General features: G+C 72.0%; 19 protein-coding genes and 1 riboswitch. Of the genes, 6 read left to right on the top strand and 13 right to left on the bottom strand.

Annotated elements, in window-relative coordinates; translation table 11 throughout:
* Positions 1–44 precede the first annotated feature (44 nt).
* Positions 45–1499 carry a S8 family peptidase gene (locus AB0K14_RS12575; RefSeq protein ID WP_360453306.1) on the top strand — a complete coding sequence of 485 codons (1455 nt, stop codon included), beginning with the start codon at positions 45–47 and terminating at the stop codon, positions 1497–1499.
* 380 nt (positions 1500–1879) lie between these two features.
* Complete coding sequence (locus tag AB0K14_RS12580) at positions 1880–2383, top strand: DUF3145 domain-containing protein (protein ID WP_360453265.1); 504 nt, start codon at positions 1880–1882, stop codon at positions 2381–2383.
* A gap of 402 nt (positions 2384–2785) precedes the next feature.
* Here AB0K14_RS12580 and AB0K14_RS12585 read toward each other — a convergent pair whose 3' ends face one another.
* From AB0K14_RS12585 to lanKC, 4 genes are all read right to left on the bottom strand, one after another.
* Positions 2786–4483, bottom strand: a complete 1698-nt coding sequence (locus AB0K14_RS12585) for an ABC transporter ATP-binding protein (RefSeq protein WP_360461537.1) — start codon at positions 4481–4483, stop codon at positions 2786–2788.
* Positions 4483–6075 (bottom strand): ABC transporter ATP-binding protein, encoded by a 1593-nt coding sequence (locus tag AB0K14_RS12590; RefSeq protein WP_360461534.1) that lies wholly within the window; start codon positions 6073–6075, stop codon positions 4483–4485. Before AB0K14_RS12590 ends, AB0K14_RS12585 begins: the two co-directional genes overlap by 1 nt.
* 263 nt (positions 6076–6338) lie before the next feature.
* On the bottom strand, positions 6339–6503 hold the full coding sequence (locus AB0K14_RS12595) for a SapB/AmfS family lanthipeptide (RefSeq protein ID WP_360461531.1): 165 nt from the start codon (positions 6501–6503) through the stop codon (positions 6339–6341).
* A 38-nt stretch (positions 6504–6541) separates the two neighbouring features.
* A complete protein-coding gene (gene lanKC / locus AB0K14_RS12600; protein ID WP_360461528.1) occupies positions 6542–9073 on the bottom strand; it encodes a class III lanthionine synthetase LanKC in 2532 nt (843 codons plus the stop codon).
* A gap of 497 nt (positions 9074–9570) precedes the next feature.
* Between lanKC and AB0K14_RS12605 the strand changes: the two genes are divergently transcribed.
* Positions 9571–10149, top strand: coding sequence for a hypothetical protein (locus AB0K14_RS12605; protein WP_360461525.1), 579 nt, complete (start codon positions 9571–9573; stop codon positions 10147–10149).
* Between the two features lie 54 nt (positions 10150–10203).
* Here the strand turns inward: AB0K14_RS12605 and AB0K14_RS12610 are convergent, their stop codons facing one another.
* The 6 genes from AB0K14_RS12610 to AB0K14_RS12635 all read right to left on the bottom strand — a co-directional run bounded on the left by AB0K14_RS12610 (position 10204) and on the right by AB0K14_RS12635 (position 16477).
* On the bottom strand, positions 10204–11631 hold the full coding sequence (locus AB0K14_RS12610; protein ID WP_360461522.1) for a carboxyl transferase domain-containing protein: 1428 nt from the start codon (positions 11629–11631) through the stop codon (positions 10204–10206).
* Between the two features lie 39 nt (positions 11632–11670).
* Positions 11671–12906, bottom strand: coding sequence for a beta-ketoacyl-[acyl-carrier-protein] synthase family protein (locus AB0K14_RS12615; protein ID WP_360461519.1), 1236 nt, complete (start codon positions 12904–12906; stop codon positions 11671–11673).
* Positions 12903–13142, bottom strand: a complete 240-nt coding sequence (locus tag AB0K14_RS12620) for an acyl carrier protein (protein WP_053720023.1) — start codon at positions 13140–13142, stop codon at positions 12903–12905. Before AB0K14_RS12620 ends, AB0K14_RS12615 begins: the two co-directional genes overlap by 4 nt.
* A 61-nt stretch (positions 13143–13203) precedes the next feature.
* Positions 13204–14166 carry a beta-ketoacyl-ACP synthase III gene (locus AB0K14_RS12625; RefSeq protein ID WP_360461549.1) on the bottom strand — a complete coding sequence of 321 codons (963 nt, stop codon included), beginning with the start codon at positions 14164–14166 and terminating at the stop codon, positions 13204–13206.
* A gap of 11 nt (positions 14167–14177) precedes the next feature.
* Positions 14178–15128, bottom strand: coding sequence for an ACP S-malonyltransferase (locus tag AB0K14_RS12630; RefSeq protein WP_360461516.1), 951 nt, complete (start codon positions 15126–15128; stop codon positions 14178–14180).
* A gap of 173 nt (positions 15129–15301) precedes the next feature.
* On the bottom strand, positions 15302–16477 hold the full coding sequence (locus AB0K14_RS12635; protein ID WP_360461513.1) for a helix-turn-helix domain-containing protein: 1176 nt from the start codon (positions 16475–16477) through the stop codon (positions 15302–15304).
* A gap of 122 nt (positions 16478–16599) precedes the next feature.
* Here AB0K14_RS12635 and AB0K14_RS12640 point away from each other — a divergent pair, with 122 nt between their 5' ends.
* Both AB0K14_RS12640 and AB0K14_RS12645 read left to right on the top strand, forming a co-directional pair.
* Positions 16600–18111: an alpha/beta fold hydrolase gene (locus AB0K14_RS12640; protein ID WP_360461510.1), complete on the top strand. Its 1512-nt coding sequence runs from the start codon at positions 16600–16602 to the stop codon at positions 18109–18111.
* Positions 18112–18331: 220 nt separating this feature from the next.
* Positions 18332–19150 (top strand): hypothetical protein, encoded by an 819-nt coding sequence (locus tag AB0K14_RS12645; protein ID WP_360461508.1) that lies wholly within the window; start codon positions 18332–18334, stop codon positions 19148–19150.
* Positions 19151–19224: 74 nt separating this feature from the next.
* Here the strand turns inward: AB0K14_RS12645 and AB0K14_RS12650 are convergent, their stop codons facing one another.
* Positions 19225–20487 (bottom strand): phytase, encoded by a 1263-nt coding sequence (locus tag AB0K14_RS12650; RefSeq protein WP_360461505.1) that lies wholly within the window; start codon positions 20485–20487, stop codon positions 19225–19227.
* Positions 20488–20631: 144 nt separating this feature from the next.
* Positions 20632–20755, top strand: a riboswitch (FMN riboswitch).
* A gap of 38 nt (positions 20756–20793) precedes the next feature.
* Between AB0K14_RS12650 and pnuC the strand changes: the two genes are divergently transcribed.
* Positions 20794–21438 carry a nicotinamide riboside transporter PnuC gene (pnuC, locus tag AB0K14_RS12655; RefSeq protein WP_360461546.1) on the top strand — a complete coding sequence of 215 codons (645 nt, stop codon included), beginning with the start codon at positions 20794–20796 and terminating at the stop codon, positions 21436–21438.
* Here the strand turns inward: pnuC and AB0K14_RS12660 are convergent.
* Both AB0K14_RS12660 and AB0K14_RS12665 read right to left on the bottom strand, forming a co-directional pair.
* Entirely contained in the window at positions 21435–22664 is a 1230-nt protein-coding gene (locus AB0K14_RS12660; protein WP_360461502.1) for an extracellular solute-binding protein, read from the bottom strand. The two genes, pnuC and AB0K14_RS12660, sit on opposite strands and share 4 nt — an antisense overlap.
* Position 22665: 1 nt before the next feature.
* The gene (locus tag AB0K14_RS12665; protein ID WP_360461499.1) at positions 22666–24696 is read right to left on the bottom strand and encodes a hypothetical protein; all 2031 of its coding nucleotides are present in this window, start codon (positions 24694–24696) and stop codon (positions 22666–22668) included.
* Between the last annotated feature and the right edge of the window lie 97 nt (positions 24697–24793).

Here is a 24793-nt window from a genome sequence, read left to right on the forward strand (position 1 = left end):
CTCGTTAGGGGGTTTGATCACCCTGCATTGGAGGTTCGCCCGTGATGCGCAAAGCCGCCCTGCTCGCGGCGGGAACGCTGGCACTGTCCGTAGCGGTAGCCCCTTCCGCCTCGGCCGGCCTGCTCGCCCCCGTCTCGACGTCGCTCGCCAGTCAGCTGTCCGGTGGTCAGATCGGAGCCGGGCTCCCGAGCACGGTGTTCGTCCACGGCTCCGACCTCGCCGCCGCCGAACGCGCGGTGCGCGACTCCGGTCTGAGCCGCATCACCAGCTTCGACCGGATCGGCGTGGTCGCCGCCCGCGGCACCGCCGCCCAGATCACCGCCGCGCGTGCGGCGACCGGCGTGACCTACGTCGAGGCGAACCGGCCGATCGAGTTCACCGGCTCCACGTCGCACACCGCCACCCGCGGCCTGGCGGCGCGTCAGACGTTGACCGGTGCGAACGGCCTGGCGCTGGACGGCACCGGGGTCACCGTCGCGGTGATCGACTCCGGCGTCGACCCGACGCACCCGATGTTCAAGCAGGCCGACGGGCAGACCAAGATCGTCCGCAGCCTCAAGAGCGTCTGCCTGGACGAGGCGAGCACCGGCACCGGCTGCATCCTCGACGTGCCCACGTCGGTGGACACCGACCTGCTGGCCGTCGGCGGCCACGGCACGCACGTGACCGGCATCGCGGTCGGCGGCGACACCACGTTGACCGACGGCACGGTGGTGCGCGGCGCGGCGCCGGGTGCGAAGGCCGTGGTGATCTCGACCGGCGCGGTGCTGTTCATCATCGGCGCCGACGCGGCGCTGAACTGGGTGCTGGAGAACCACCGTGCCCCGTGCGGCGCGGGTGTCCCGGCGTCGGTGTGCCCGCCGATCAAGGCGGTCAACAACTCCTACGGGCCGTCCGGCGGCGGCGCGTTCGACCCGAACTCGACCACGGCCAAGCTCCAGCGGGCGTTGGCGGCCGAGGGCGTCGTCACGGTGTGGGCGAACGGCAACGACGGCGGCGACGGCAGCGCGAACCTGTCCAACCCGGCCGGGCAGGACCCGACGCCCGGCGTGCTGTCGGTGGCGTCGTACCACGACCTGGGCACCGGGACGCGTGACGGCGCGGTGTCGGAGTTCTCGTCGCGGGGGCTGGTGACCGACTCGTCGACGTGGCCGGACATCTCCGCGCCCGGTGAGGACATCACGTCGGCGTGCCGGCCGTACCTGGTGATCTGCGCGACCGGGTTGCAGCCGCAGAACGGGCCGGGGCTGCTCGACGTCGGCACGTTCAACACGATCAGCGGGACGTCGATGGCGGCGCCGCACATCACCGGCATCGTGGCGCAGCTGTTCCAGGCGGATCCGGCGGCCACGCCGGCGCAGGTCGAGGCCGCGTTGAAGTCGACGGCGCACAAGTACGGCGCCGGGTACCAGGTCGTGGGTCCGTACACGACGAGCCACGACAAGGGGACCGGGTTGGTCGACGTGGTGGCGGCGGCTCGGGCGCTGGGTGCGGCGTGATGCCTGCCGGTCGAGTGGTTGCTGTCGAGCGGTGCTCGTCGGGTGGGTGCTCGTTGAGTGGTGCCGGTCGGTTGGTGCCGGTGTCGGTGGCGGGTGATGTGAGTTCGGCGTGATGTCGGTGACGAGTGATCTTGAGTGATCACGTGAACGTGTCCGGGTGATCCCGGAAAGTGACCTCGCGGTCCGGTCTCGGGCCGCGAGGTCGCCGATTTAGGGTCGAAAGTCCTGTATCTGCCCCGGCCGGGTGAGGAACGGGATGGTTCTTATGGCGGACCGCTGCCGCAGCGGGCAGAATGACCAAGTCGGGAATTCGCAAGATCGTCCGCATCCTCGAGAGGTCGTAGGGGAAGACGTCCCTCGTCGAGTAGCGGAGGTCAGCTGTGAGCACCCGTGGCAGCAGCAGTGGCGTGGTCTACGTCCACTCGTCGCCGTCTGCGGTCTGTCCGCACGTCGAGTGGGCGATCTCGGGCACCCTCGGTGAGCGAGCGGACCTCAAGTGGGCGGCGCAACCCGCGGCGCCCGGTCAGTTGCGCGCCGAATGCAACTGGACCGGCGACGTCGGCACCGGTGCCAGACTCGTGTCCGCGCTCAGGGCGTGGCCGATGCTCAGGTTCGAGGTGACGGAAGACCCGAGTCCTGGTGTGGACGGCGTGCGGTACTGCTTCGCGCCCGTGTTGGGCCTGTGGCATGCGCGTACCAGCGCGAACGGCGACATCGTCGTGTCGGAGGACCAACTGCGCACCCTGGCGGCGCGGAGTAGAGGTGGTGAGTCGTTCGCGCACGGCGTGGACGAGATCCTCGGCGCGGCTTGGGACGATGCGCTGGAGCCGTTCCGGCGGGCGGGCGACGGCGCCCCGGTCACCTGGCTGCACCGCGTGGGCTGAACCCCACCCCCTCACCTCCAACCCCAGCGTGTCCTACGTTCAGAACGGGCGTGTCCTACGTTGGGAACGCGCGAGTCGAACGTTCAGGACCCGCGAGTCGAACGTTCAGGACCCGTGAGTCGAACGCTCAGGACGGGCGAGTCCTACGTTCGGGACGCGCGAGTCGAACGTTCAGGACCCGTGAGTTCTACGTTCGGGAGCAGGGGTGGTGGTTGGGTCCGGCTCGATTTGACATGGGGCCCTTACGGGCACCCCAGGCAGGCCAAAGCCGGGCAGGCACGGCGGGGAAAAGCGTCCCGCCGTGCCTGCCCGGCTTCGTCCAGCCTAAGGCACCCGAACCCATGTCAAATCGGGCCTCGGTGGGGGTGTGCCGGGTCCGTGGTGGTGGTGTTGGTGTGGTTTTTAGGGGGCGGTTGGGGTTGGTTGCCAGGCGGCCATCAGGTCGCGGTAGAGGGGGGAGGTGGCCAGTAGGTCTGTGTGGTTGCCGAGGAGCGGGGGGCCGCCGTCCATGACCAGGACTTGGTCGGCGCGCAGTGCGGAGGAGAGGCGGTGGGCGATGACGATCAACGTGCCGTTCCTCGCGGCGAACGCCTGTTCCACGAGGGCTTCGGCGGCTGGGTCCAGTGCGGAGGTTGCCTCGTCGAGGATCACGACGTCCGCGGTGGAGGCGTAGACGCGGGCGGCGGCCAGTTGTTGGGCTTCGCCGGCGGAGAGGCCGCCCGCGGAGTGGCCGAGGGTGCCGGCCAGGCCGCCCAGTTGTGCCAACAGGTCCGCGGCGCCGACGGCTTCCACGGCTTGCAGCAGTGTTGCGTCCGACGCTGACGGTGCGAACAGCGCCAGGTTCTCCCGCACGGTGCCGGTGAACAGGTACGTCTCCTGCGGAACGAGGGCGATTCGTTGGTGTCGCACCTCCGGCCTCACGGACCGCACCGGCACGCCGCCCAGTCGCACGACGCCGGCCTGGGGCTCCACCAGGCCCGTGACGAGACCGGCCAACGTCGACTTGCCGATGCCGCTCGGACCCACCACGGCGAGGTGCGAACCCTCCGGCAGGACGAGGTCCAGCGAGCGCACCACGGGCTCGGCCGTCGCACTCCAGCCGAACGTCACGCCGCGCAGCTCGATCCCGTACCCCTCGGGCACGGCGTCGCCGGACGGTGGTTCCACCGGTGGCGCGGCTTCCGCCAGCCGCCGCAACGCCACCACGAGTCGCAGCACGATGGAGCTCGTCGTGTCCGCCAGCCGCCGCAACGCGGGCTGCACGCTGGTGCTCAGGTAGACGACCGCGCCCAGCACCTCGCCGACCGTCAACGTCCCGGCCCGCACCATCCCCGGCGCCACCAGGAGCAGCAGCACGAGCGGCGCGAAGCCGCCCAGGGCGATGACGATGCCGCGCAGCGCGGTGGCGAACGCCATCCGCACCGTCGCCGAGGCCTGCGCGTCGACCTGCGTCATCACGTCGCGGTGCGCGTGCTCCGAACCGCCGACGGCGACCACGTCCCGCACGCCCACGAACACGGTCCCGGCTACTGAAGCGGCCTGTTCGTCGGCCAGCACGAGCCGTCGCTGGCCGCGCGCCAACGACGGCAGGAGCAGGCCGAACAGCACCAGCGCCGCCACCACCGGCAGGATCACCAGCCACGCCAACGACGACACCGTCGCCGCCAGGCCGATCAGCGCCGCGGTGGTGGTGACCAGCAGCGCCCGCGCCTGCACCAGCACGCCGGCGGTGGCGTCGCGCACCACCTCGACGTGCCGGGTGATCCGGGCGACCGCGCTCGCGTCCGGCTGCCGCGTCTGCGACCCGGCCCGCAGCACACCGCGCACGACCTCGCGCACCAGCGCGTCGCGCAGCGGCTCGACCACGGCACCCAGGCGCACGAAGACCTGCCGCAACCCGAAACCGCCGAGGACGGCCACGGCGGCGAACAACAGCAGCCACGCCACGCCGACCCCCGGCCGGCCGGCCGCGAAGCCCTGGTCCACCGCCAGCCCGACCAGGCGGCCGGACAGCAGCGCGGGCACGCCCTCCAGCACCGACCAGCCGAGCAGCACCACGATGCCGCGCCGCTGGTCGCGCAACGCCCGCAGGTAAGCCATCAGCCGAACACCGCCCGGTACTCGTCGTCCTCCCACAGGTCGCAATGGGGTCCCGTCGCGCGCACTCGGCCTTCGTCCAGCCAGACGACGACGTCCGCACGGCGTGCGGTTGCCGCGCGGTGCGTCACGACGATCCGCGTCCGACCCGGCAACGCCGTCTCCACCGCACGTTCCACAGTGGACTCGGTGACCATGTCGAGGCTGGCGGTGGCGTCGTCGAGCACGAGGATGGCCGGATCGCGCACGAACGCCCTGGCCAGGCCGAGCCGTTGCGCCTCACCGCCGGACATCGGGGCCGTGGACATCGGCGTTTCGTAGCCCTGGGGGAGTCTGACGACGACGTCGTGCACCTGCGCGGCGCGGCAGGCCGCTTCGACCTCGGTCCGGTCCCGGGAGGTGCCGTACCGGACCGCGTCGGCGACCGTGCCGCCGACCAGCGCGGGCCGCTCGAACGCGTAGCCGACGGATCCTCCGCGCCGCACGTCCCCGGTCGACGGCCGGACCAGCCCGCCGATCACCGCCGCCAGCGCCGACTTGCCCGACCCGGACCGGCCGACCACGGCGACGAACGTCCCGGCCGGCACGGTCAGGTCCACGTCGTGCAGCGCTCCCTGCACGTTCACGCCGGTCAACGCCACCTCACCGGGGGCGGAGCGCACCGGTTCCGGCTGCGGGGCCACGGGCGTCGACAGCACTTCCTCCAACCGCCGCGCGGACGCCCGCGCCCGCTGCAGGGCCGTCAACAGGGTGGTCTGCCCGACCACCGTCATCCCCAGCGCCACGTACCCGAGCGCGGCCAGCACGTCGCCGACGCTCAACCGGCCCGCGACGACGCCGAACCCGGCGGCGGTCAGCACGGCCAGTTCCACCGCGGGCAGCAGCAGTCCCGCTCGCCAGATCATCCTGGCCTGCGTGCGCCACATGCCCACACCGGCGGCGGTCAGCCGGGGCAGTGGGCGCAGCACCCGTTCGGCCTCCTGGTCGGACCGACCGGAGGCGGCGATGGTGCGCAGGCCGCCGACGGCGTCCACCAACCGTGCGGACAACTCGCCGGACACCTCCTGGTAGGTCGCCACGTCCGCGGCCGTCAGCCGCAGGTGCGACCGCACCAGCAGCGCGGCCAGCGGCACGCTCAACAGGAACACCACGGCGAGCCGCCAGTCCAGCAACGTCAACGCGGTGATCGCGCCCGCCGCCGTGACCACGGAGATGCCGAGGTTCACCGCGAGCACCGCGACACCACCCGCGATCGCGCTGTCGCCGGTCAGCCTGCTCACCGCGTCGCCCGCCTCGAACCGCGCCGGGTGACCCAGCGCGAGCAGGTGGGCGGTCAGCCGGTGGCGCAGCCACGCCGCGCCACGTGCGGTGATGGCCGCGGCCAGCACCACACCGATCGCGTCGCCGAGCACTTCCACGCCCGCGAGCCCGACCAGCCACAGCACCGTGCCGCTGTCCAGCCGGCCGTCCAGCGCCATGTCCACGGCGGAGGCCAGCGCGGTGGGCAGCAGCAGCCCGGCGGCGGTGGCCGGCAGCGCGTTCAACGCCAGCAGCAGCCACCGCGGATCGCGCCGGATGACGGTGGACAGCACCACGATCTGGAACTCCTAGCTCATCGCCGCGCTCAGGCGCATCATGTGTCCGGGGGGTCCGGCGATACCCCGCCGAACCCCCCGCGAGGTCGCGTCGACCGTTCGCGTCCTCATTTCCCGGCCATCACGCTCTTCGATCTCCGGGGAACCAGGACGCGGACGGTCGGCTTTCAGGCGACCGAGCCCGCTGCCTGCGAGGCAGCGGCAGTATGCCCGGGTGAGCGGCGCACTTCGATTGCGCCGCTCACCCGGTTGTGTGACAGGTGTCAGCAGAGGACCAGGCTGACGGTGGAGTGGCTGCAGGGGAGCAGCAGGGAGGCGTTGGAAGCGGTCGTGCTGCCGCCGCCACCGCCGCTGCTGCCGCCGGTCGCCATCGCGTTCGACTGGGCCTCAGGGGTCTCGAGGTCCTGCAGGTCGAGGATGAAGTCCATGGTGACTCCTCTGTTCGGGGGATCTAAAAGGGTTGGTGCTACCGACCGGTGAGGGTCGGGGCTGTGAGGAACGGCAGCACGGGTGTGCCGTCCAGGGTGGCGCCGAGCGCCAGCAGCACGCCCGCGCCGCCGGTGTCGACGTCCATCGAGAGCCGCCGCAGCTGGATGCCGGGGAACGCCAAGCCCTCTTGGTAGGGCACGGCGTGCCAGGACAGCGCGGCGAGGTGCCGGTCGATCGCGTGCCGGGGGCCGTTCGCGTGGGCGAGCGTGGCCAGCAGGCCGGCCCGGCCGAGCATCAACGCCGGTTGGATCACGAACTCGCCGGTCGTGCTGCCGACCAGCTCCGGCAGCCGTTCGACCACCGGCAGGTCCGGCGCGGCCAGGCGGAACTCGTTGAGCACCAGGGCGATGCCCGCGCTGCCGACGCCGACGTACGGCAGGGTTCGGAAGTTGCCGTCGCGGACCTGCGTCGAGCCGTCCAGCGCGGTCATGGTCTCGGCCAGGTCCCGCTCCAGGGCGCGGACGCCCAGGTCGAGCCAGCGGCGGTCGTCGGTGTGCTGGAACAGGCGGAGGAACAGCAGCGCCGGACCCGACCAGCCGTGCTCGAAGCCCGCACGTGCCTTCGGGCCGGGCGGCTCGGCCTCCGCGAGCGCGGTGTCGAGCCGTTCGCCCAGTTCCAGCGCCTGGGTGGCGTAGGTCTCGTCGTCACGCGTGCCGGCGAAGTGCAGGAGGTTCAGGCCGATGCCCGCCAGGCCCGCGCTCAGGCCGTGGTCCTGGGTGTCGGGCACCACCTCGGCGTAGGAGCGGACGAGCTCCTCGGCCAGGTCGTGGTGGCCGAAGTTCTCCAGCACGTGCGCGATGCCGTGCGCGCCGGTGAAGAAGCCGGGCTCCTTCGGCGGATCGCGGCGCACCGAGTCCAGCAGCCACTGCTCGTGCTCGGGGAAGCGGCCCATGCCGGTCACGTCCAACGCGTGCAGCACACCCGCCGCGCCGTAGCCGAACCCCGCGCCGCCGATCTCGAACTGCTCCACGTCACCGGGGAACAGCCGGTCCGTGCGCTGGGGCGTGGCGCTGGCCAGGATGCCCGCGGCGATGGACTTGCGCACCACGTTCCAGTCCGGTTCGGGCACGTCCAGCACGGTGGTCGTGGGGCCGGCCTGCGCGTCGCGCCGCGTCAGGGCGCCGAGGATCTTCGCGCAGTACTCGTCGGACAGGCCGAACCGCCGTTGGACGAAGTCCACGTGCGAGCGCAGCTTCGTCGGCGCCAGGTCGATCACCGCGTTGAGCGGCAGGAAGACGTAGAGGCGCAACGCGGCCAGCGCGTGCTCGTCGATCTCGAAGCCGGTGCGGTCCGGCGGCGCCTGGAACCCGGGCGAGCCGAGCGTGGGCTTGCCGTTCTCCTCGATGCCGAACGCCAGCTCGAAGTCGATCAGCGACACCACGTCGTCGTCGTCCACCAGGACGTTGAGCGGGTGCAGGTCGCTGAACACGACACCGCGCTCGTGCACGGCGGCCATGATCCGCTCGACCTCGGCGATCAGCTTCAACGCCCGGCCGGTGTAGGCGGTGATCGCCTCGTCGGTGACCTCGTGGTGGGTCAGCGGGTAGTTGTTGCCCAGCCACTGGCCGAGCGGGCGGCCCGACACCCGCGACATGGCCACGAAGTCGTGCTCCCACGCGGTGAAGTGCTCGTACACCTCGGGCACGCCGGGCACACCGGCCACCTTGGTCAGCATCGCGTGCTCGCGGCGCAGCCGGGTCACCGCGTCGACGTTCTCGCGGTCCAGCCCGGCGTGCGGTCTGGCCTCCTTGAGCACGACCGGTCTGTCGTCGGCCTTGCGGATCGCCTCGTACACGCCGCCGCCGTTGGAGAAGTGCAGCGACTGCACCACCCGGTACGGGAACGCGTCGGCGTCACCGGCGCGCCGCGCGGCCAGGTGCTCCTCCAGGCACGCGGGCAGCTTCACCCAGTCCGGCACCCAGAACGTCGGTTTGCGCTGGTCGGGCACGAGCGCGCCGTCCGGCCCCTCGATGGCCAGGACGCGCTTGCCGTCCTGTTCCAACCACTGCTCGACGAACCCGCCGTAGCGGACGAACAGCGGGCCGGCGCCGTAGCGCAGGTCGCTCAGGATGTACGCGCCGGACTGGCCCTTGAGGATCTCCGACAACTCGACGAGCGTCGATTCCAGTTCGGCGTCGTCGGCCGGGTAGATCGTGATGAGCTTGCCGCTGCCCTCGCGTGGCGCGTATTTCGAGTTGCGGGCCAGCACGATCGACTGGGTGCGCAGGTATTTGAACGGGATGCGGCGCGCGATCAGGTACTCGTAGGACTTCAGCAGCACCTCGCCCGCGTTCAGCACGGTGGCTGAGACGTGCACCTTCCAGCCCTGCTTGGGCAGGACCACACCGTCCGGGTGGATGTGCCGCCAGATGTTGCGGTCGCCCTGGGTCCAGCCGGCGGGCAACGCGGGGAGCACCTGGGAAAAATCGTCTTCGGCGGTTTCCGCGTGGCTTTGCACGTCGTAGAACAGACGGTCCGCGAAGCAGTAGGCCTCATAGCGGAGATCCACGGGTTTTCGCCTCCTTGCGATTTATCCGACCGGCATATTTCCGCACGGGGGAGTGGAAAAGCCAATCCACCATTTCGGGGGGTGTTGTCGTCCGTTCGTGCGAATGAGGAATCCTCGGATCGGCACTACTGGTGGGCATAGGCGATCCGAGGTCACCCGATCGCCATGTTTAACGGCACGGACGTGCGGAGAACGGCTACCGTGGGCGGCTAAACGAAACCCGATCGTTCTTCACGTTGACCGGTGCTCACCTGCGGTTTCAAGGTTATTCCGCCGGACCGCGGAAGCGGTTACGGACCGTGTCGCAAGGGCTGGTCGGGGGCGTGTGTCCACAATTCGGGACGGGGTGGACCCGATATCTCGGGAAAGGGAGTATCACTTCGTGCGGGCCCATTGTGAGTAGCTATATCGGTACGGTCAAACCGCACTCTGCGGGGTTGCCGCTACCCCGTCCGGGTGATTACCCGCGCGTACGGACGCTGTGGCACGCTCCTGTTGTGTCCGCACGCCTGCTGCTGCCCGCCGTGCTCCTGATCGCCGCCGCCACCGCGGGCGTCGGTGTGCTGGCACGCGAGGTCTACCAGCGGCCGGCGGCGGCCCAGGGCGACCAGGTCGCGGCGCCCGGTTCGGGGCCGTCGAGTTCGGTTCCGCGCAGCGCGCAGCCCGGCAACGCCGCGGTGCAGCTGAGCGGCGACGCCTCGCAGCACCCCGACGGGCCACGCGTGCGCGAGGTGCTCCAGCAGTTCTTCGACGCGATCAACGGCCACGACTACGAGCAGTGGGCCAAGACGGTGACCGCGCACCGGGTCCGCGAGACGCCGAGGTCGCAGTGGCTGTCGGACTACGAGAGCTCGCGGGACGGGTCGATCCTGGTGCACCGGATCGAGTCGGTCTCACCGACCAGGCTGCGGGTGCTGATGACGTTCACCAGCACGCAGGACGTCGCCAAGGCACCGGCCGAGCTCCGGGCCGACTGCATCCACTGGCGCGTGGTCTACCCCTTGCAGGAGGAGCGCGGCGCGCTGCGCGTCGACCTGGGCACCGAGGGCTCGACCTCCCAGTTCACGGCCTGCTGACACGGCGGTGGGGTCGCCCCCCGACGGAACGACCCCACCACCGAAACCGGCCCCCTACAGCGGGATGTTGCCGTGCGCGCCCCGACCGGCCGGCGCCGCCGCGAGGGCCTGCGCCAACTTCCGCCGCGTCCTGGTCGGCTCGACGACCTCGTCCACCACGCCGATCGCGATCGCGCGCTCCACGCCGCCCGCGATCCGCTCGTGCTCCTCGACGAGCTGGGCGTGCAACGCCTCGCGCTCCTCGTCCGGCACGGCGGCCAGCTTCTTGCGGTGCAGGATGCCGACCGCGGCCTTGGCGCCCATCACGGCCACCTCGGCGATCGGCCAGGCGAACACGGCCGTCGCGCCCAGCGAGCGGGAGTTCATCGCGATGTACGCGCCGCCGTAGGACTTGCGGGTCACCAGGGTCACCCGCGGCACGACGGCCTCACCGAACGCGTGCAGCAGCTTCGCGCCCCGCCGCACCACGCCGTCCCACTCCTGGCCGACGCCCGGCAGGTACCCCGGCACGTCCACCAGCACCAGCAGCGGCACGCCGAACGCGTCGCACATCCGCACGAACCGCGCCGCCTTCTCCGCCGACAGCGAGTCCAGGCACCCGCCCTTGCGGATGGGATTGTTCGCGATCACGCCGACCGTGCGGCCACCGAGCCGGCCGAGGCCGACCACGATGTTCGGCGCCCACTTGGCCTGCAGCTCCTCGAACGAGTCGACGTCCAGGATCGCCCGCACCAGCGGCTTGACGTCGTAGGCCCGCTGCGGCTGCTCCGGCAGCAACGCCCGCAGGTCGTCGCCGTCGGGCACCGAGTGCAGGTCGAACACGCCGGGCTGGGCGAACAGCCCGGTGATCCGCCGCGCCCGCTGGTAGGCGTCCGGCTCGTCGTCCGCGATCACGTGCACCACGCCGGACTTGCGCCCGTGCGCCTCCGCGCCGCCCAGACCGTCCATGTCGATCTGCTCGCCGGTCACCGACCGGACCACGTCCGGCCCGGTCACGAAGACCTTGCCGGCCGGAGCCATGATCACCACGTCGGTCAGCGCGGGGCCGTAGGCGCCGCCACCGGCCGCCGGGCCGACCACCACGGAGATCTGCGGCACCCGGCCGGACGCCCGGATCATCGCGGCGAACATCTGGCCCATGCCGTCCAGCGACTCGACGCCCTCCGGCAGCCGGGCGCCACCGGAGTGCCAGACGCCGATCACCGGGGTGCGCTCGCGCACCGCGATGTCGATCGCCTCCACGATGTGCCTGCACCCCTCCGACCCCAGCGCGCCGCCCATCCGCGTGGCGTCGCTGCAGTACGCGACGACCTTGGCGCCGTTGATCCGGCCGCGCACGGCGAACATGCCGCTGCCGTCACGCGGCCGCAGCGGCGCGATCGAACCGGGGTCGAGCAGTTGCGCGAGCCGGACCTCCGGGTCGCGCGGATCGGTTTCGCCGCCCGCACCCGGGTTCGCCGGTCGGGACGCAAGGGCAGTCATCGCGAAGCTCCTCGTGTGAACGTCTGCGGCACGGGGTCGTCAGGCCTGGGTGAAGACGAGCGAGACGTTGTGCCCGCCGAACCCGAACGAGTTGTTGACCGCGGCGATCAGGTCGACCTTGCGCGGCTCACCGGTGACGACCTCCAGCTGGACCCGGGGGTCCTGGTCCTCCAGGTTCAGCGTCGGCGGCACGATGCCGTCGCGCACCGACAGCAGCGTGGTGATCGCCGCCACCGCACCCGAAGCCCCGAGCATGTGCCCGTGGTTGCCCTTGGGCGCGGTCAGCACGGGGTGGTCGCCGATCGCCCGGCGCACCGCCTGCGGCTCGATCACGTCGCCCACCTTGGTGGACGTCGCGTGGCAGTTCACGTGGCCGATGTCGGTCGGGTCGACGCCCGCCGAGCGGAGCGCCTTCGTGATCGCCCGCGACTGGCCGATGCCCTCGGGGTCGGCCGCGGTGATGTGGTGCGCGTCGGAGCTCATGCCGATGCCCGCGAGCTTGCCGTAGATCCGGGCGCCGCGCGCGCGGGCGAAGTCCTCGCGCTCCAGCACCACGATCCCGGCGCCCTCGCCGAGCACGAAGCCGTCCCGGTTCACGTCGAACGGGCGCGAAGCGCGCTGCGGCTCGTCATTGCGGCTGCTGAGGGTCCGGGCCTGGATGAAGCCGGCCATGGTGATGGTGGTGATGCACGCCTCGGCGCCACCGGCCACGACCACGTCCGCCTCGCCGGACTTCAGCATCCGGAACGCCCAGGCCAGCGCCTCGGAGCCGGACGCGCACGCCGAGACCGGCGCGTGCACGCCCGCGCGTGCCTTCAGCTCCAGGCCGACGTGCGCGGCGGGGCCGTTCGGCATGAGCATCGGCACCGTCAGCGGCGAGACCTTGCGCAGCCCGGAGGCCTCGATCAGGTCGTCCTGCTCCAGCAGCGTCATCGCGCCGCCGATGCCGGTGCCGATCACGACGCCCAGCCGCTCGGGGTCGACGTCGTCCTCGCCGAACCCGGCGTCCGCCCACGCCTCGCGGGCCGCGACCACCGCGACCTGCTCGCTGCGGTCCAACCGGCGGGCCTCGACGCGCGGCAGCACCTCGGTCGGCTCGACCGCCAGCGGCGCGGCGATCCGCACGGGCAGGTCGAACTTCTCGGCGAAGCCGCCCACCAGCGACTTCACGCCGCTGTGGCCGGCCAGGAGCGCATCCCAGGTGGAGGCGACATCGCCACCGAGCGGGGTGGTGGCACCCAGCCCGGTGACGACGACGTCGTTGCTACCGGTCATGCGTTGCTGGCGATGTAGTTGACCGCATCGCCCACGGTCTTGAGGTTGGCCAGCTCGTCGTCCGGGATCTTCACGCCGAACTTGTCCTCGGCCTGCACGGCGATCTCCACCATGGACAGCGAGTCGATGTCCAGATCGTCCACAAAGGACTTGTCAGCCGTCACGTCGGCCGCCTCGACACCGGCGACCTCCTCGACGATCTCGGCGAGCCCCTTCTGGATGTCCTCGTTGCTCACTGAAAGTCCCTTCCTTCTTGCTTCGCCGGCTGGTTGGTCCCACCGGAGTCTCGAATTGCGGTCACGGCAGTCGGACGACCTGTCCCGCGTAGGACAGGCCGGCCCCGAAGCCGACGAGCAGCGCCACGTCACCGCTGCGCACCTCTCCCGCCGCGCGCATGTGGTCCAGCGCGAGCGGGATCGAAGCGGACGAGGTGTTGCCGGAGTCCACGATGTCACGTGCGATCACGAGGTCTTCACGCGCACCCTTGGCCCGCAAGCGCTTCGCGATGGCCTCGACGATGCGCAGGTTCGCCTGGTGCGGCACGAACACGTCCACATCGGACACCTGGAGGCCGGCCAGCTCGACCGCCTTGAGCGCGATCGGCGCGATCTGCGTGGTGGCCCAGCGGAAGACCGACTGGCCCTCCTGGAAGATGAACGACGCCCGGTCCTTGATGTAGATCATGTCGACCAGGTCGCCCGCGCTGCCCCACGACACCGGGCCGATGCCCGGCTCGTCGGCCGGTCCGACGACCGCCGCGCCCGCGCCGTCGGCGAAGATGATCGCGGTCGACCGGTCGTCGGCGTCGACCCAGTCGGTCAACTTCTCCGCGCCGATGACCAGCACGTGCTTCGCGGTACCCGCGCGGACCATGTCCGACGCGGTGCCCAGCGCGTAGCAGAAGCCGGCGCACGCGGCGTTGAGGTCGAACGCGGGCGCGCCCTTGACCCCGATCCGGTCGGCGACCTGCGCCGCCGCGTTCGGGATCTGGGTCGGCATGGTGCAGGTGGCCACGATGACCGCGCCGATGTCGGTCGGCGCGAGCCCGGCGTCGGCCACGGCCTTGGCGCCCGCCTCGACCGCCATGTCCACCAGCCGCTCGTCCGGCTTGGCCACGCGGCGGTTGGCGATGCCCACCCGGTCGCGGATCCACTCGTCCGAGGTGTCCATGCGCAGGCTCAGGTCGTGGTTGCTGACGATCGTCTCGGGCTGGTAGCTGCCCAGGCCGAGGATCCGGGTGCCGACCGTGCCGGTCGGCATCGAGAAGGTGGTCACCGGGCCACCTCCGCCGGTGTCCCGGTGATCATCGCGACGACCTGGTCGAGCTGGTCGGGGGTCTTGAGGCCCAAGGTGGGGGTGCCCTTCAGTTCGCGCTTGGCCAGGCCGGTCAACGCGCCCGCGGGCGGCAGTTCGACCACCGCGCTCACGGCGTGCCCGGCCAGGGTTGCCTGGCAGGCGTCCCACCGCACGGGGCGGGTCACCTGGGAGATCAGTCGGCTCAGCACCTCGGCGCCGTCGGACACGAGCGTGCCGTCGGCGTTGGACAGCAGCGGCAGCGCGGGGTCCTTCACCACGGTCCCGGCGGCACGGGCGCGCAACGCCTCCTCGGCGGGCGCCATGAACCGGGTGTGGAACGCGCCGGCGACCTGCAGCTTGCGGATCTTCGCCCGGTCGGGCGGCTGTTCCGCGAGCCGGTCCAGCGCCTCCAGCGGGCCGGCGGCCACGATCTGGCCCGCGCCGTTGCGGTTCGCGCCGACCAGGCCCAGCTCGTCCAGCCGGGCCAGCACCTCGTCCGGCTCGCCGCCGAGGACCGCGGCCATGCCGGTCGGCGTCAACGCGCAGGCGGCGGCCATCTCGGCGCCGCGCACGGCGGCGAGGGCCACGGCGTCGTCGCTGCTCAGCACGCCCGCGATGGCGGCGGCGGCCAGTTCGCCGACGGAGTGCCCGCCGACCACGGTGTCGCCCGGCAGCTCGACCCGGCGGCGCAGGTCCTCGAAGGCCAGCAGGGCGAGCGCCACCACCAGCGGCTGGGTGACGGCGGTGTCCTTGATCTCGTCCGCGTCCGCGGTGGTGCCCAGCCGGGCCAGGTCCAGACCGGTCGCCTCGGACCACGCGGCAACGCGCTCGGCGGCCCCCTCGACTTCGAGCCAGGGGGCGAGCATGCCGGGTGTCTGGGACCCCTGTCCGGGGGCGAGGAGCGCGATCACCTGCTCACTGAACACGCTCGCGGTCGTTTCCGGTGATGTCGCCACTGACGAAACCGAGGACCCTGGCTTGTAGGGTCTCTACAAATGTGACTCGTAGATGAACGTAGAACGACGGCCCGTGTTGTCCATCCCCGCCCAAACCGGACATGCGTCGTCCGTCACACCCGGTGGGGCGTCCCCCGCCCGGGTCACCACAACCCGCGGGCGCGGGCCAGCCTCCCCACGGAGAGCGCCACCCGCAGCACCAGCGCGTCACGCGGGTCGTTGGCGTTGCGCCCGGTGAGCTCGGTGGCCCGCTTGAGCCGGTAGCGGACCGTGTTCGGGTGCACGAACAGCTTCCGCGCGCACGCCTCCAGCACACCGCCCACCTCCAGGAAGGCGTCCACGGTCTCCAGCAGGGCGCCGCCCGCGTCCTCCAGCGGCCGGGCCACCCGGTCCACCAGCTGCCACTCGGCCTCCGGGTCGCCCGCCAGCGCCCGCTCCGGCAGCAGGTCGAGCGAGCGCACCGGCCGCGGCGCCGCCGGCCACCCCACCACCGCGCGCAGACCGGACAACGCGTCGCTCGCGCTGCGGTGCGCGTCGGCCAGGCTCGTCACCGTCGGTCCGGCCACCACCGGGCCCGGCCCGAACGCGTCGGAGATCCGCACCAGCGACTCGCCCCGTTCGGTCTCCCCGCCCAGCACCACCACCAGCCGGGAGCCCTGCACGCTCAGCAGCACCGGCCGCCCGATCCGGGCCGCCCGGCTGCGCACCTCGAACACCACCGCGGGCGGGTCGTCCGACGGCGGGTTGCCCACCAGCACGGTCGCCTCCGCGGCCGGGTCCCAGCCCAGCGCGGTGGCCCGCGACAGCAGCGACTCCTCCGCGTCGCCACGCATGATGCCGTCGACGACCAGGGCCTCCAGCCGGGCGTCCCACGCGCCGCGCGCCTCCGCCGCCGCCGCGTAGGAGGTGGCCGCCGAGAACGCGATCTCCCGGCCGTACCGCAGCACGCCCTCGGTCAACAGCGCGCGCTCGGCCTCGTTCTCGGCCAGCTTGGGCAGCAGCTCCTCGAACAGCTCCAGCGCGATCCGCACCAGCTCCACGGTCTGGCGCAGGCTCACCCACCGCGAGATGTCCTTGGGCGCGGAGCGGAACGCCTCGGCGGTCAGCCGGATCGCCTGCTGCGGGTCGTGCAGCCAGGACACGAACCCGGCGACCCCGTTCTGGATCAGCAGCAGCACCCCGGCCCGCTGGTCGGCGGGCATCCGCCGGAACCACGGCAGGCGTTGCTCCATCTCGGCCACGCTCGCCGCGGCCAGGTCGCCCGACGCCCGTTGCAGCGTTCGCAAGGTGGCCCGCGACAACGCGGTTGAGCTGGTCATACCCCACACGATCGCACGGGCGCCGCCGGCCGACACCAACGAGTGACTCGACCTGACGCTCCGCGCCGATCGTCCTACCGTCGGTTCCGTCGTCGCAGACCGGCTCGCTCGGGAGGGTGTTCGTGCGCAGGTACATGTCAGTCGGCCTGGTGGTCGCCGCCGTGCTCGCGACGGCGGTCGTGCCGTCGTTCGGATCGGGTCGCGGCGACCCGCTGGCCGAGTTCCACTCGCAGCAGCTCACCTGGTCGCCCTGCAAGCAGCTGCTGGAGTGCGCCGAACTGGTCCTGCCACTGGACTACACCCGACCGGAGGCCGACCGGATATCCCTGGTCATCAGCCGCCGCAAGGCGACGGACCCGGCGCGCAGGCGCGGTGTCCTGGTGCTCAACCCCGGCGGGCCGGGCGGTTCCGGCCTGGGCATGCCGACGTTCCTGGCCAACACCGAGCCGGCCAAGGTGTACGACCTGATCGGGTTCGACCCGCGCGGCGTCGGCGGTTCGACCGCGCTGACCTGCCGCACGGTAGCCGAACTGGCCACCGTCGACACCCGACCGGCTGATTCGGAGTTCCCGAAGTGGGCCGCCGAGGCGAGCGCCGCCGAGGACGCCTGCCACCGCTCGGCGGGCGGCATCCGGCCGTTCGTCAGCTCCGCGAACACCGCGCGCGACCTCGACGTGGTGCGGGCGGTGCTGGGCGAGGAGAAGCTCAACTACCTGGGCTACTCCTACGGCACCTACCTGGGCGCGGTGTACGGCAGCCTGTTCCCGGCGCGGCTGGACCGCAGCGTGCTCGACTCGTCCGTGCACCCGGAGTGGATCTGGCGCGAGCAGTTCCGCGCCCAGGCGGTGGCCTACCGGCGCAACGTCGAGACGTGGGCGGACTGGGCGGCGCGGCACCACGACCGGTTCCAGCTCGGCACGACCGCCGACGCGGTGATGGACACCGTCGAGGGGGTCGCGACCGCCCTCGCGGCGAACCCGGTCGGCGACCACACCCGCACCCGCTTCGACGCGGCCGTCGGTGTCGGCGCGCGTTACCGTCCACTGTGGGCCGACCTCGCGGCGGCAGTGGTCGAGCTTCGGGCCGGCTCGCCGTCCGAGGTGAGCGCGCTGATGTCCGGCGAGGCGGAGAACGACCTGGTGTCGGGCGTGTTCAACACGGTGACGTGCGAGGTCGACTGGCCGACCGACCTGGAGACCTACTACGAGGACATGCGCGTCTTCCGCGACCGCTACCCGTACGGCTTCGGCGTCCTGCGCGCGGCGCCGACCACCTGCGCGTTCCGCAGCTTCACCCCGCCCGAGCCCGCCGTGGCGCTCAAGCGGGAGGGCTACCCGGTCGGCGTGATCGTGCAGGCCGAGGGCGACACCCAGACGCACTACGAGAGCGGGCCCGCCATGGCGGAGCGGCTGGGGCACAACCTGATCACCGTGCGGGACGAGGGCAAGCACGGCATCTACGGCGGCGGCAACGCGTGCGTCGACCGGCTGGTGAACCGGTACCTGATCGACGGCGTGCTGCCCGCCAGCAGCTCCTACTGCCCCGGCGACCAGAGGCCCGCGGTGAACCAGGCGACGTCGCCGCAGCACGTCCGGGCCTACCTGGACGGTCGGGGCCTGTCCGCCGGGTTCTGACCGGCGAGCCGGTCGGCACCCGGCCCGTGCGAAAACGCCCGGCGCGAGAACATCGCGCCGGGCGTTTCCCTCTCCCCGGTCCCCACCGGTGATTCCACTCTGGACCGCCGACGCGAGAACCGCCACGTCAGTCACCCTTTCGTGCCACCACTTCAGGTTGCCGGGTGATGCGCACTGGGAAACGATCCCGACCACAAGCGAAAAGCGAAGGAGGGGCGTCGTGGGCTCCCAGATCACCGATGGACTCGGACAGGCGTGGACGATGGTGGCCACGTTCGTGCCGAAACTCCTCGGCTTCCTGCTGGTTCTCCTCATCGGGTGGCTGATCGCCAAGGCCCTCGCCAAGGCCGTCGGGTTCCTGCTCAAGCGGGTCGGGTTCGACCGCCTCGTCGAGCGCTCCGGCCTGGGCGGCGCGATGTCGAAGTCCCCGATCGACGCCTCCAACCTGATCGTCAAGCTCGTCTACTACTTCGTGCTGCTGATCGCGCTGCAACTCGCGTTCGGCGTGTTCGGCACTGGCAACGCGGTGAGCGCCCTGCTCAACGACGTCATCGCGTACCTGCCGCGCATCGTGGTGGCGATCGTCCTGGTGCTCGTCGCCGCCGCGATCGGCAAGGCGCTGCGCGGCCTGGTCACCGGCGCGCTGGGCGACCGCCCGTACACCAAGATGCTGGGCGGCATCACGTACGGCTTCATCGTCGCGCTGGGCGTGATCGCCGCGCTCAACCAGCTCGGCATCGCCGTCGCCGTGACCATGCCGGTCCTGATCACGGTGCTGGCCACGGTCGCGGGCGTGATCGTGATCGGCGTCGGAGGGGGCCTGGTCCGCCCGATGCAGCAGCGCTGGGAGGGCTGGCTCAACCGCATCCAGCAGGAGTCGGCGAACATCGCGCCGGCGCCGCGCCGGTCCCAGGACCCCGTGACGGGCCGTTCGCAGGAGCCGGTGACGGCCGCGGCCCGCTCGGCCCGGCAGACCGCCCAGGTGGACCCGCCGACCCCGCCCGCGGGCATGCCGATGCCGCCCGCCGACAGCCGCTGACCTCCCGGCGACGACGCTTCCGCACGCGACAGGCCCCCGCCGAGCACCGGCGGGGGCCTGTCGCGTGGTGCGGATCAGCCCAGCTCGTCCAGCACGTCCGCCCAGCTCACGTACGCGAAGCCGGTGGTCGGCAGGTCGCCCGCCGCCGGGGTGCGCTCGCCGTCGTGCACGACCAGCAGGCCCTCCCGGTAGTCCGGGCCGAGGTCGGCGGTCACCAGGTGCGCGCCGTCGGAGTGCTCGACCGGGTCGTTGCCCCGGCCGCCGCCCACCACGAACTCGCCGACGTAGGAGTTGCGGCCGGTCCGCTCGTAGGCCACGAACCGCGAGTCGCCCTGGCTGGACGCGATCAGGTACCCGTCGCCGACGGTCAGCCCCTCGGCGTCGGCCGTCAGGTGCTCGCCGCCGAAACCGGGGTCGGCGCCCGACACCGAGCACTCCTCGGTCTCCGGGTCGTAGGTCTGCGGCACCCCGAACGAGCGAACCTCGTCGATCAGCACGGGCCTGCCGAACCCGGTCGCCCGCAGCGGCACGCGCCAGATGCCGACGTCCTCCTGCGCCGCGTACAGCACGCCGTGCTCGGAGTCGACCACCATGCCCTCCAGCTGCGGCCGCTCACCCGGCTCGCCGCACGGCGTCCAGGTGGTGCCGTTGGGCAGCCGGAACGACGCGGGCAGGTCCAGCGTGGACACGACCGACGTGCCGACCGAACCGGACGGCCCGGCCGTCACGCGCAGCAGCGCCAGCCTGGTCTCGCTGCGCCGGTTGGTCACGACCACCGGCGTGCGGCCGACGAACCCGGCCGCCAGCCCGTAGGCGGTGCGCTGGTCGTCCACCTCCTCCTCGGACGAGGAGAACACCGGCTGCGCGCCCGGGTCCGTCACGTCCCGCACCACCGCCGCGCCGGCCGCCGCGCCACGTCGGTCGACCTCGTAGACCCGGATCCGGTCCCGGCCGCGGTCACTGACGAACGCCAGGTCACGGGCCCGCCCGCCGACCGGCACCCCGCCGACGCGAACTCCGCTGATCACGTCGACGTTGTTGAACCGGCCCGGCTTCGCGCCCGGCGTCGGCGGCGCGGGCGCGGGGTAGGTGCCCAGCGTCCGACCGGCCAGGTCGAACGCGGCCAGCCCGCCCTCCTTCAGGGTGCCGAGCACGACGCTCTGCCGGGCCGAGCGCGGGTGCACCCAGATCGCCGGGTCGTCGGCGTCGGCGTTGGCCGGCTGCCCCGAGGCGTCGTCGACGAACGCGCGGGTCTGGGTGACCGGCACGACCACGTCGGGCCCGGGTGAGGAGGCGATGAGCAGCGGCACCACCGCGGCCATGAGCAGGATTCGCATTCGGCGGAAGCTACCGACCGGTGGTGTACCGGGCCTGAAGTCGAGGTGACCATCCGGACCCGGGTTCTCGGTTATTGCCCAGGTGTGCGTTCGATCACCTCAGGAACAGCCCGACGCGCCATGATGTTCCGACGCGATGAGAGACATGCGCTCCGGGGCTCGGTGGAAATCCGAACCGGCGGTGATAGCCCGCGACCCGCCCACCAGGGCGGTTGACCCGGTGGAATTCCGGGGCCGACGGTGAAAGTCCGGATGGGAGGCGCGCATGCCGCCTGGCTTGCCATGCCCCGGAACGGCTTGTCCGGGATGGAGTACGTGGTGCACGTCTTGATGGAGCAGGGCTTCACGGTGTTCGGGCAGAAGGTCTCCTGGGCGGAGTTCATCGGCCAGGTCTTCGCGCTGGTGGTGGTCTACCTGGCGCAGAAGCGCTCGTTGTGGACGTGGCCCGTGCAGCTGGCCTCGGTCTCGCTGCTGTTCGTGGTGTACATGTCCGCGCAGCTCGGCGGCACGGCCGCGCGCCAGGTGGTGATCGCGCTGATCACGCTCTACGGCTGGTGGGCGTGGACGCGCCGGCGTGACCCGGTGTTCGGCGTGGTCGTCCGCAAGGGCACCGCGAAGGAGCGCCTCGCCGTGGTGGTCGCGTTCGTCCTGGGCACGATCGGGTTCGCGCTGCTGCTGGACGCGCTGGACGCCTCGTGGGCGCCGTGGCCGGACGCCGCGATCTTCGTCGGCACGGTCCTGGCGTTCACCCTCCAGGGGTTCGGCCTGGTCGAGTTCTGGCTGGTGTGGCTCGTGGTGGACGCGATCGGCGTGCCGTTGCAGATCCAGTCGGGGCTGTGGTTCAGCGCCCTGGTCTACACGATCTTCGCCGTCCTGGTGATCCGCGGCTGGATCGACTGGAACCGCGCCGCCAAGCGCACCACCGCCCGGGTCGGGGCGGCCACGACCTAACGCCGCCCCTGCTCGGCCTCGGCCATGTTCTCGGCGAGCCGGTCCAACGACTCGGTGACCGAGTCCGGGTTCCGCAGCACGTGGTGCAGGCTCTCCTGCATCACGCTGGTCAGCGTGTCGTAGTGCGCGGACGGGCGCCGGGCCCTGGCCGTCAGCAGGCTGTCCCGCAGCACGGGTGGCACCAGGCCCGGCTCCTCGTACAGGGATTCGAGGGTGGGGGCGAACCCGGCGCGTTCGGCCATCAGCCGCTGGTTCTCCACCCCGGTGACGAACGCGATGAACTTGCGGGCGGTCTGCTGGTTGGCCGAGCACCGCGACACGGCCAGGTTCCAGCCGCCCAGCGCGCTCGGACCCGGCAGCTTGGTCGTGGCCCACTTCTCCTTGACCTGCGACGCGTCGCCGTCGAGCCGGGGGCCCGCGAACGGCCAGTTGCGCATGAACAACGCCCGGCCGGCCTCGAACTCGTCGAGGGAGGTGATCTCGTTGTACTCAAGGGCCTCGCGCGGGATCCAGCCCTGTGCGACGCCGTCGGCCAACGCCCGGACGCCGTCCTTCGCCTGCGGCGAGTCCGGGTGTTCCAGCTCGCCCTGATGCGCCCAGATCGCCTCGGCGGCGTTCACGGTCAGGCCCTCGTAGCGGCCGAGCTGGGCCACGTAACCCTTCAGGCCGAGGCGCCGCCCGATGGTGCTCGCCTGCCACCTCAGCTCGGCCCACGTGGTCGGCGGGTCCACCCCCGCTTCGGCCAGCAGGTCCTTGCGGTAGTACAGCAACCCGGCGTCACTGCGCCACGGGACGGCCCACAGCTTCCGGCCGTCGGCCGACGTCGCCGTCCGCACCGCCTCCGGCAGCATCCGGTCCACCTCGAAGTCGGCGGGGTCCAGCGGCACCAGGTGCCCCGCCGCGGCGAACGGGGCCGTCCACACCATGTCCACGGCCATCACGTCGTAGCAGTCCGGACCGCCGCGCACGTCCGCCAGGTCCTGGGCGCGGGCGGTCAACTGGGCTCGGTGGCCGTCCGTGGTGGTCGGCATCTCCACGAACACCGCGCGCTCGCGCCGGTCCGCGCGCTCGTTCCAGCGCTTGACCAGCTCGCGCACCTGTTGGCCCGCGGTGGTGTCGCGGCCGTCCACGAAGGTGATCGGCCCCGTACCGTACTTCGCGTCGTCTTCGACCGGGGTCGTGCAGGCCGCCAGGAGCACCACCAGCGGCACGAGAACTCGGATCACGTCATCCTCCCCATGCGGCGTGCGCTATGGCGTCCAAGGCGTCGTCCTGGCGCTCAGGCGGACCGGAGCCGTTTTTCTCGACGATCTCGTGGCAACGCCCGCCGTGGGCGTTCGCGGCGGCGTAGAGGGCCGCTGAGGGCCCGCACGACCCGTCGGTGAACCCGATGGCGACCACCTCGACCGGACCGCCGACGGTCCTCACCGCCGGGGCCGGAGCTCGGGACGCCAGTACCACGACGGCCGCGCCCCGTTGGACGCCTTCCTCGACCACGCGCTCCGACAGCGGCAGGGCGATCACCTCGTCCTGTCGACCGGCCAGCAGCCGCACCTGCTGGAGGAACAGGTCCGCGTCGGGGGAGCCGTCCCCGGCCACGGCGATCACCCGTCCCTGGCTCGCAGCGGTCCATGCATCGCGCATCGTCCGCGCGTCCAGCTCGACCAGCAGCGTCTGCGGCTGGCCGGGGCGCACCCCCGGTCCCGCGTCCGAGCCGACGTTCCAGTCCACGTCCCGGAACCCCGACCGCCGGAACTGGTCCTGGGCGTGCACCGACAGCAGGTACTCCCGGAACCGGTCCACGATCCCCCGTCGCCGCTCGTTCGCCGGCCGGGTCGGCCGCTCGATCTCCACGAACGGGTGGTCCAGCACCAGCGCGCCGTCCTGCGGGTAGAGCACCCGGCACCCCTTCGTGCCGGTCACGGCCTTCTCCGAGCCGACCAGCACCACGTCACCGGCGCAGGGCTGCTCGGCTGTCGTGCTCCGGGTGGCCTCGTGGAGCCGGCGCGCCGCCTCCGACGTCTTCAGGAACAGCCCGCCCAACTGGTGGTGCGCCAGCGCGGCGGCGGCGACCACACCGACTCCCGACGACGTGTCCACCGCGGCCGGTCGCCCCGCGTACCCCCAGTCGAACTCGTCGTCCGACGTCGCGATCCGGGCGGCCAGCTCCTCCGACGCGCCCAGCACCACCGGCGACACCGCCACACTCCCGCGCGGGCGCAGCACCGTGTCGGTGCGCGTGCGCAGCGCCGCCTCGACGGACCGGACCTCCGCGGTGCTGTCCGGCAACCACACGTGCGGCTCGGGGCCGACGCCGGTGAGGTCGCTCGCCGACCAGCCCCGACCCAGCGCGGCCGCGGCCTTCTCGTCGTCCACGGGGCCGCTGAACACCAGCGCGTCGAGCTCCTTGCACTCGAGGGCGTTGTGCCCCCGCGAGTCCTTCTCGAACTCCAGCGCGATCGAGCGGACCACTCCCTCGGACTCGCGCGACGTCAGCACGTTCAGCTGGACCGGGGACGGGCACGGCGGCACGGCGGGCGGCGCGGTGCCGAACGCGTTCGTCGCACCGGACAGCACCAGCAGCGAGGCCAGCACGAGCCGGGCCCAGGGCGGCTCCGACCGCTTGCGGTGCTTGTGCTTGACGGGCTTCGGCTTCGGCTTCGGCGGTGGCGGCGCCGCGCCGCCGTTCGGCACGTGCAGCCACGCGTGCCCGCGGACCTCCTTGACGTCCACGTCGACCCGGCGGAACGACTCCGGGTCCATCGCCGGGTCGGGCCGCACCACGTCGTCGTAGAACCGGTCGGAGACGATCAGCGCGAACAACGCGGTCGAGCGGTCCAGCGCGTCGCGCAGCGGCTTGGCGTCGAGCAGCCGGAACGCCAGCGTCACCTCGTCGCCGACCACCCCGTGCTCGTCGTGTTGCACCTCGCCCGCCGTGATCGCGATCCGCAGCCGGATCCGGGCCTCCTCGTTGCGGATGGCGTTGTACCGGCGCAACTCGCCCAGCAGGGCGTGCGGCAGGCCGCCGACCACCCGGCTCTTGGGCACGTCGGCGGGCACGAGCACGAACACGCCGTCGCCGCGGTCCTCGTGGTGGGTCGCCGACCAGTCCAGCCCGCTGTCGTCGAACGCGGCCTCCAGCGCCGCGTACAGCCCGCGCCGGATCTCCTCCTGGGGACGGCGCAGCCGCTGCCCGAACCCGGACACGTCCACGACGACCACCGTGCGGTGCAACGCGTGTTGTGGCTGCGTCCCCACTGCGACCCCTCGTTGGAACGCCGGATTGTGGGGCAAGTCTATGGGCCCGATCACAGCGCGCATCGGCAACCGGGATATTTCCGCAGGTCGGCCGCAT

Source organism: Actinosynnema sp. NPDC050801, from assembly GCF_040673975.1.
Lineage (GTDB): Bacteria > Actinomycetota > Actinomycetes > Mycobacteriales > Pseudonocardiaceae > Actinosynnema.

Excerpts from the sequence above, each read along its gene's own strand:
- AB0K14_RS12625 (WP_360461549.1), bottom strand. The coding sequence starts at position 14,166 with ATGCCGACCGGCACGGTCGGCACCCGGATCCTCGGCCTGGGCAGCTAC.
- AB0K14_RS12635 (WP_360461513.1), bottom strand. The coding sequence starts at position 16,477 with ATGACCAGCTCAACCGCGTTGTCGCGGGCCACCTTGCGAACGCTGCAA.
- AB0K14_RS12595 (WP_360461531.1), bottom strand. The coding sequence starts at position 6,503 with ATGGACTTCATCCTCGACCTGCAGGACCTCGAGACCCCTGAGGCCCAG.
- AB0K14_RS12610 (WP_360461522.1), bottom strand. The coding sequence starts at position 11,631 with ATGACTGCCCTTGCGTCCCGACCGGCGAACCCGGGTGCGGGCGGCGAA.
- AB0K14_RS12585 (WP_360461537.1), bottom strand. The coding sequence starts at position 4,483 with ATGGCTTACCTGCGGGCGTTGCGCGACCAGCGGCGCGGCATCGTGGTG.
- AB0K14_RS12650 (WP_360461505.1), bottom strand. The coding sequence starts at position 20,487 with ATGCGAATCCTGCTCATGGCCGCGGTGGTGCCGCTGCTCATCGCCTCC.
- AB0K14_RS12615 (WP_360461519.1), bottom strand. The coding sequence starts at position 12,906 with ATGACCGGTAGCAACGACGTCGTCGTCACCGGGCTGGGTGCCACCACC.
- AB0K14_RS12575 (WP_360453306.1), top strand. The coding sequence starts at position 45 with ATGCGCAAAGCCGCCCTGCTCGCGGCGGGAACGCTGGCACTGTCCGTA.
- pnuC (WP_360461546.1), top strand. The coding sequence starts at position 20,794 with ATGGAGTACGTGGTGCACGTCTTGATGGAGCAGGGCTTCACGGTGTTC.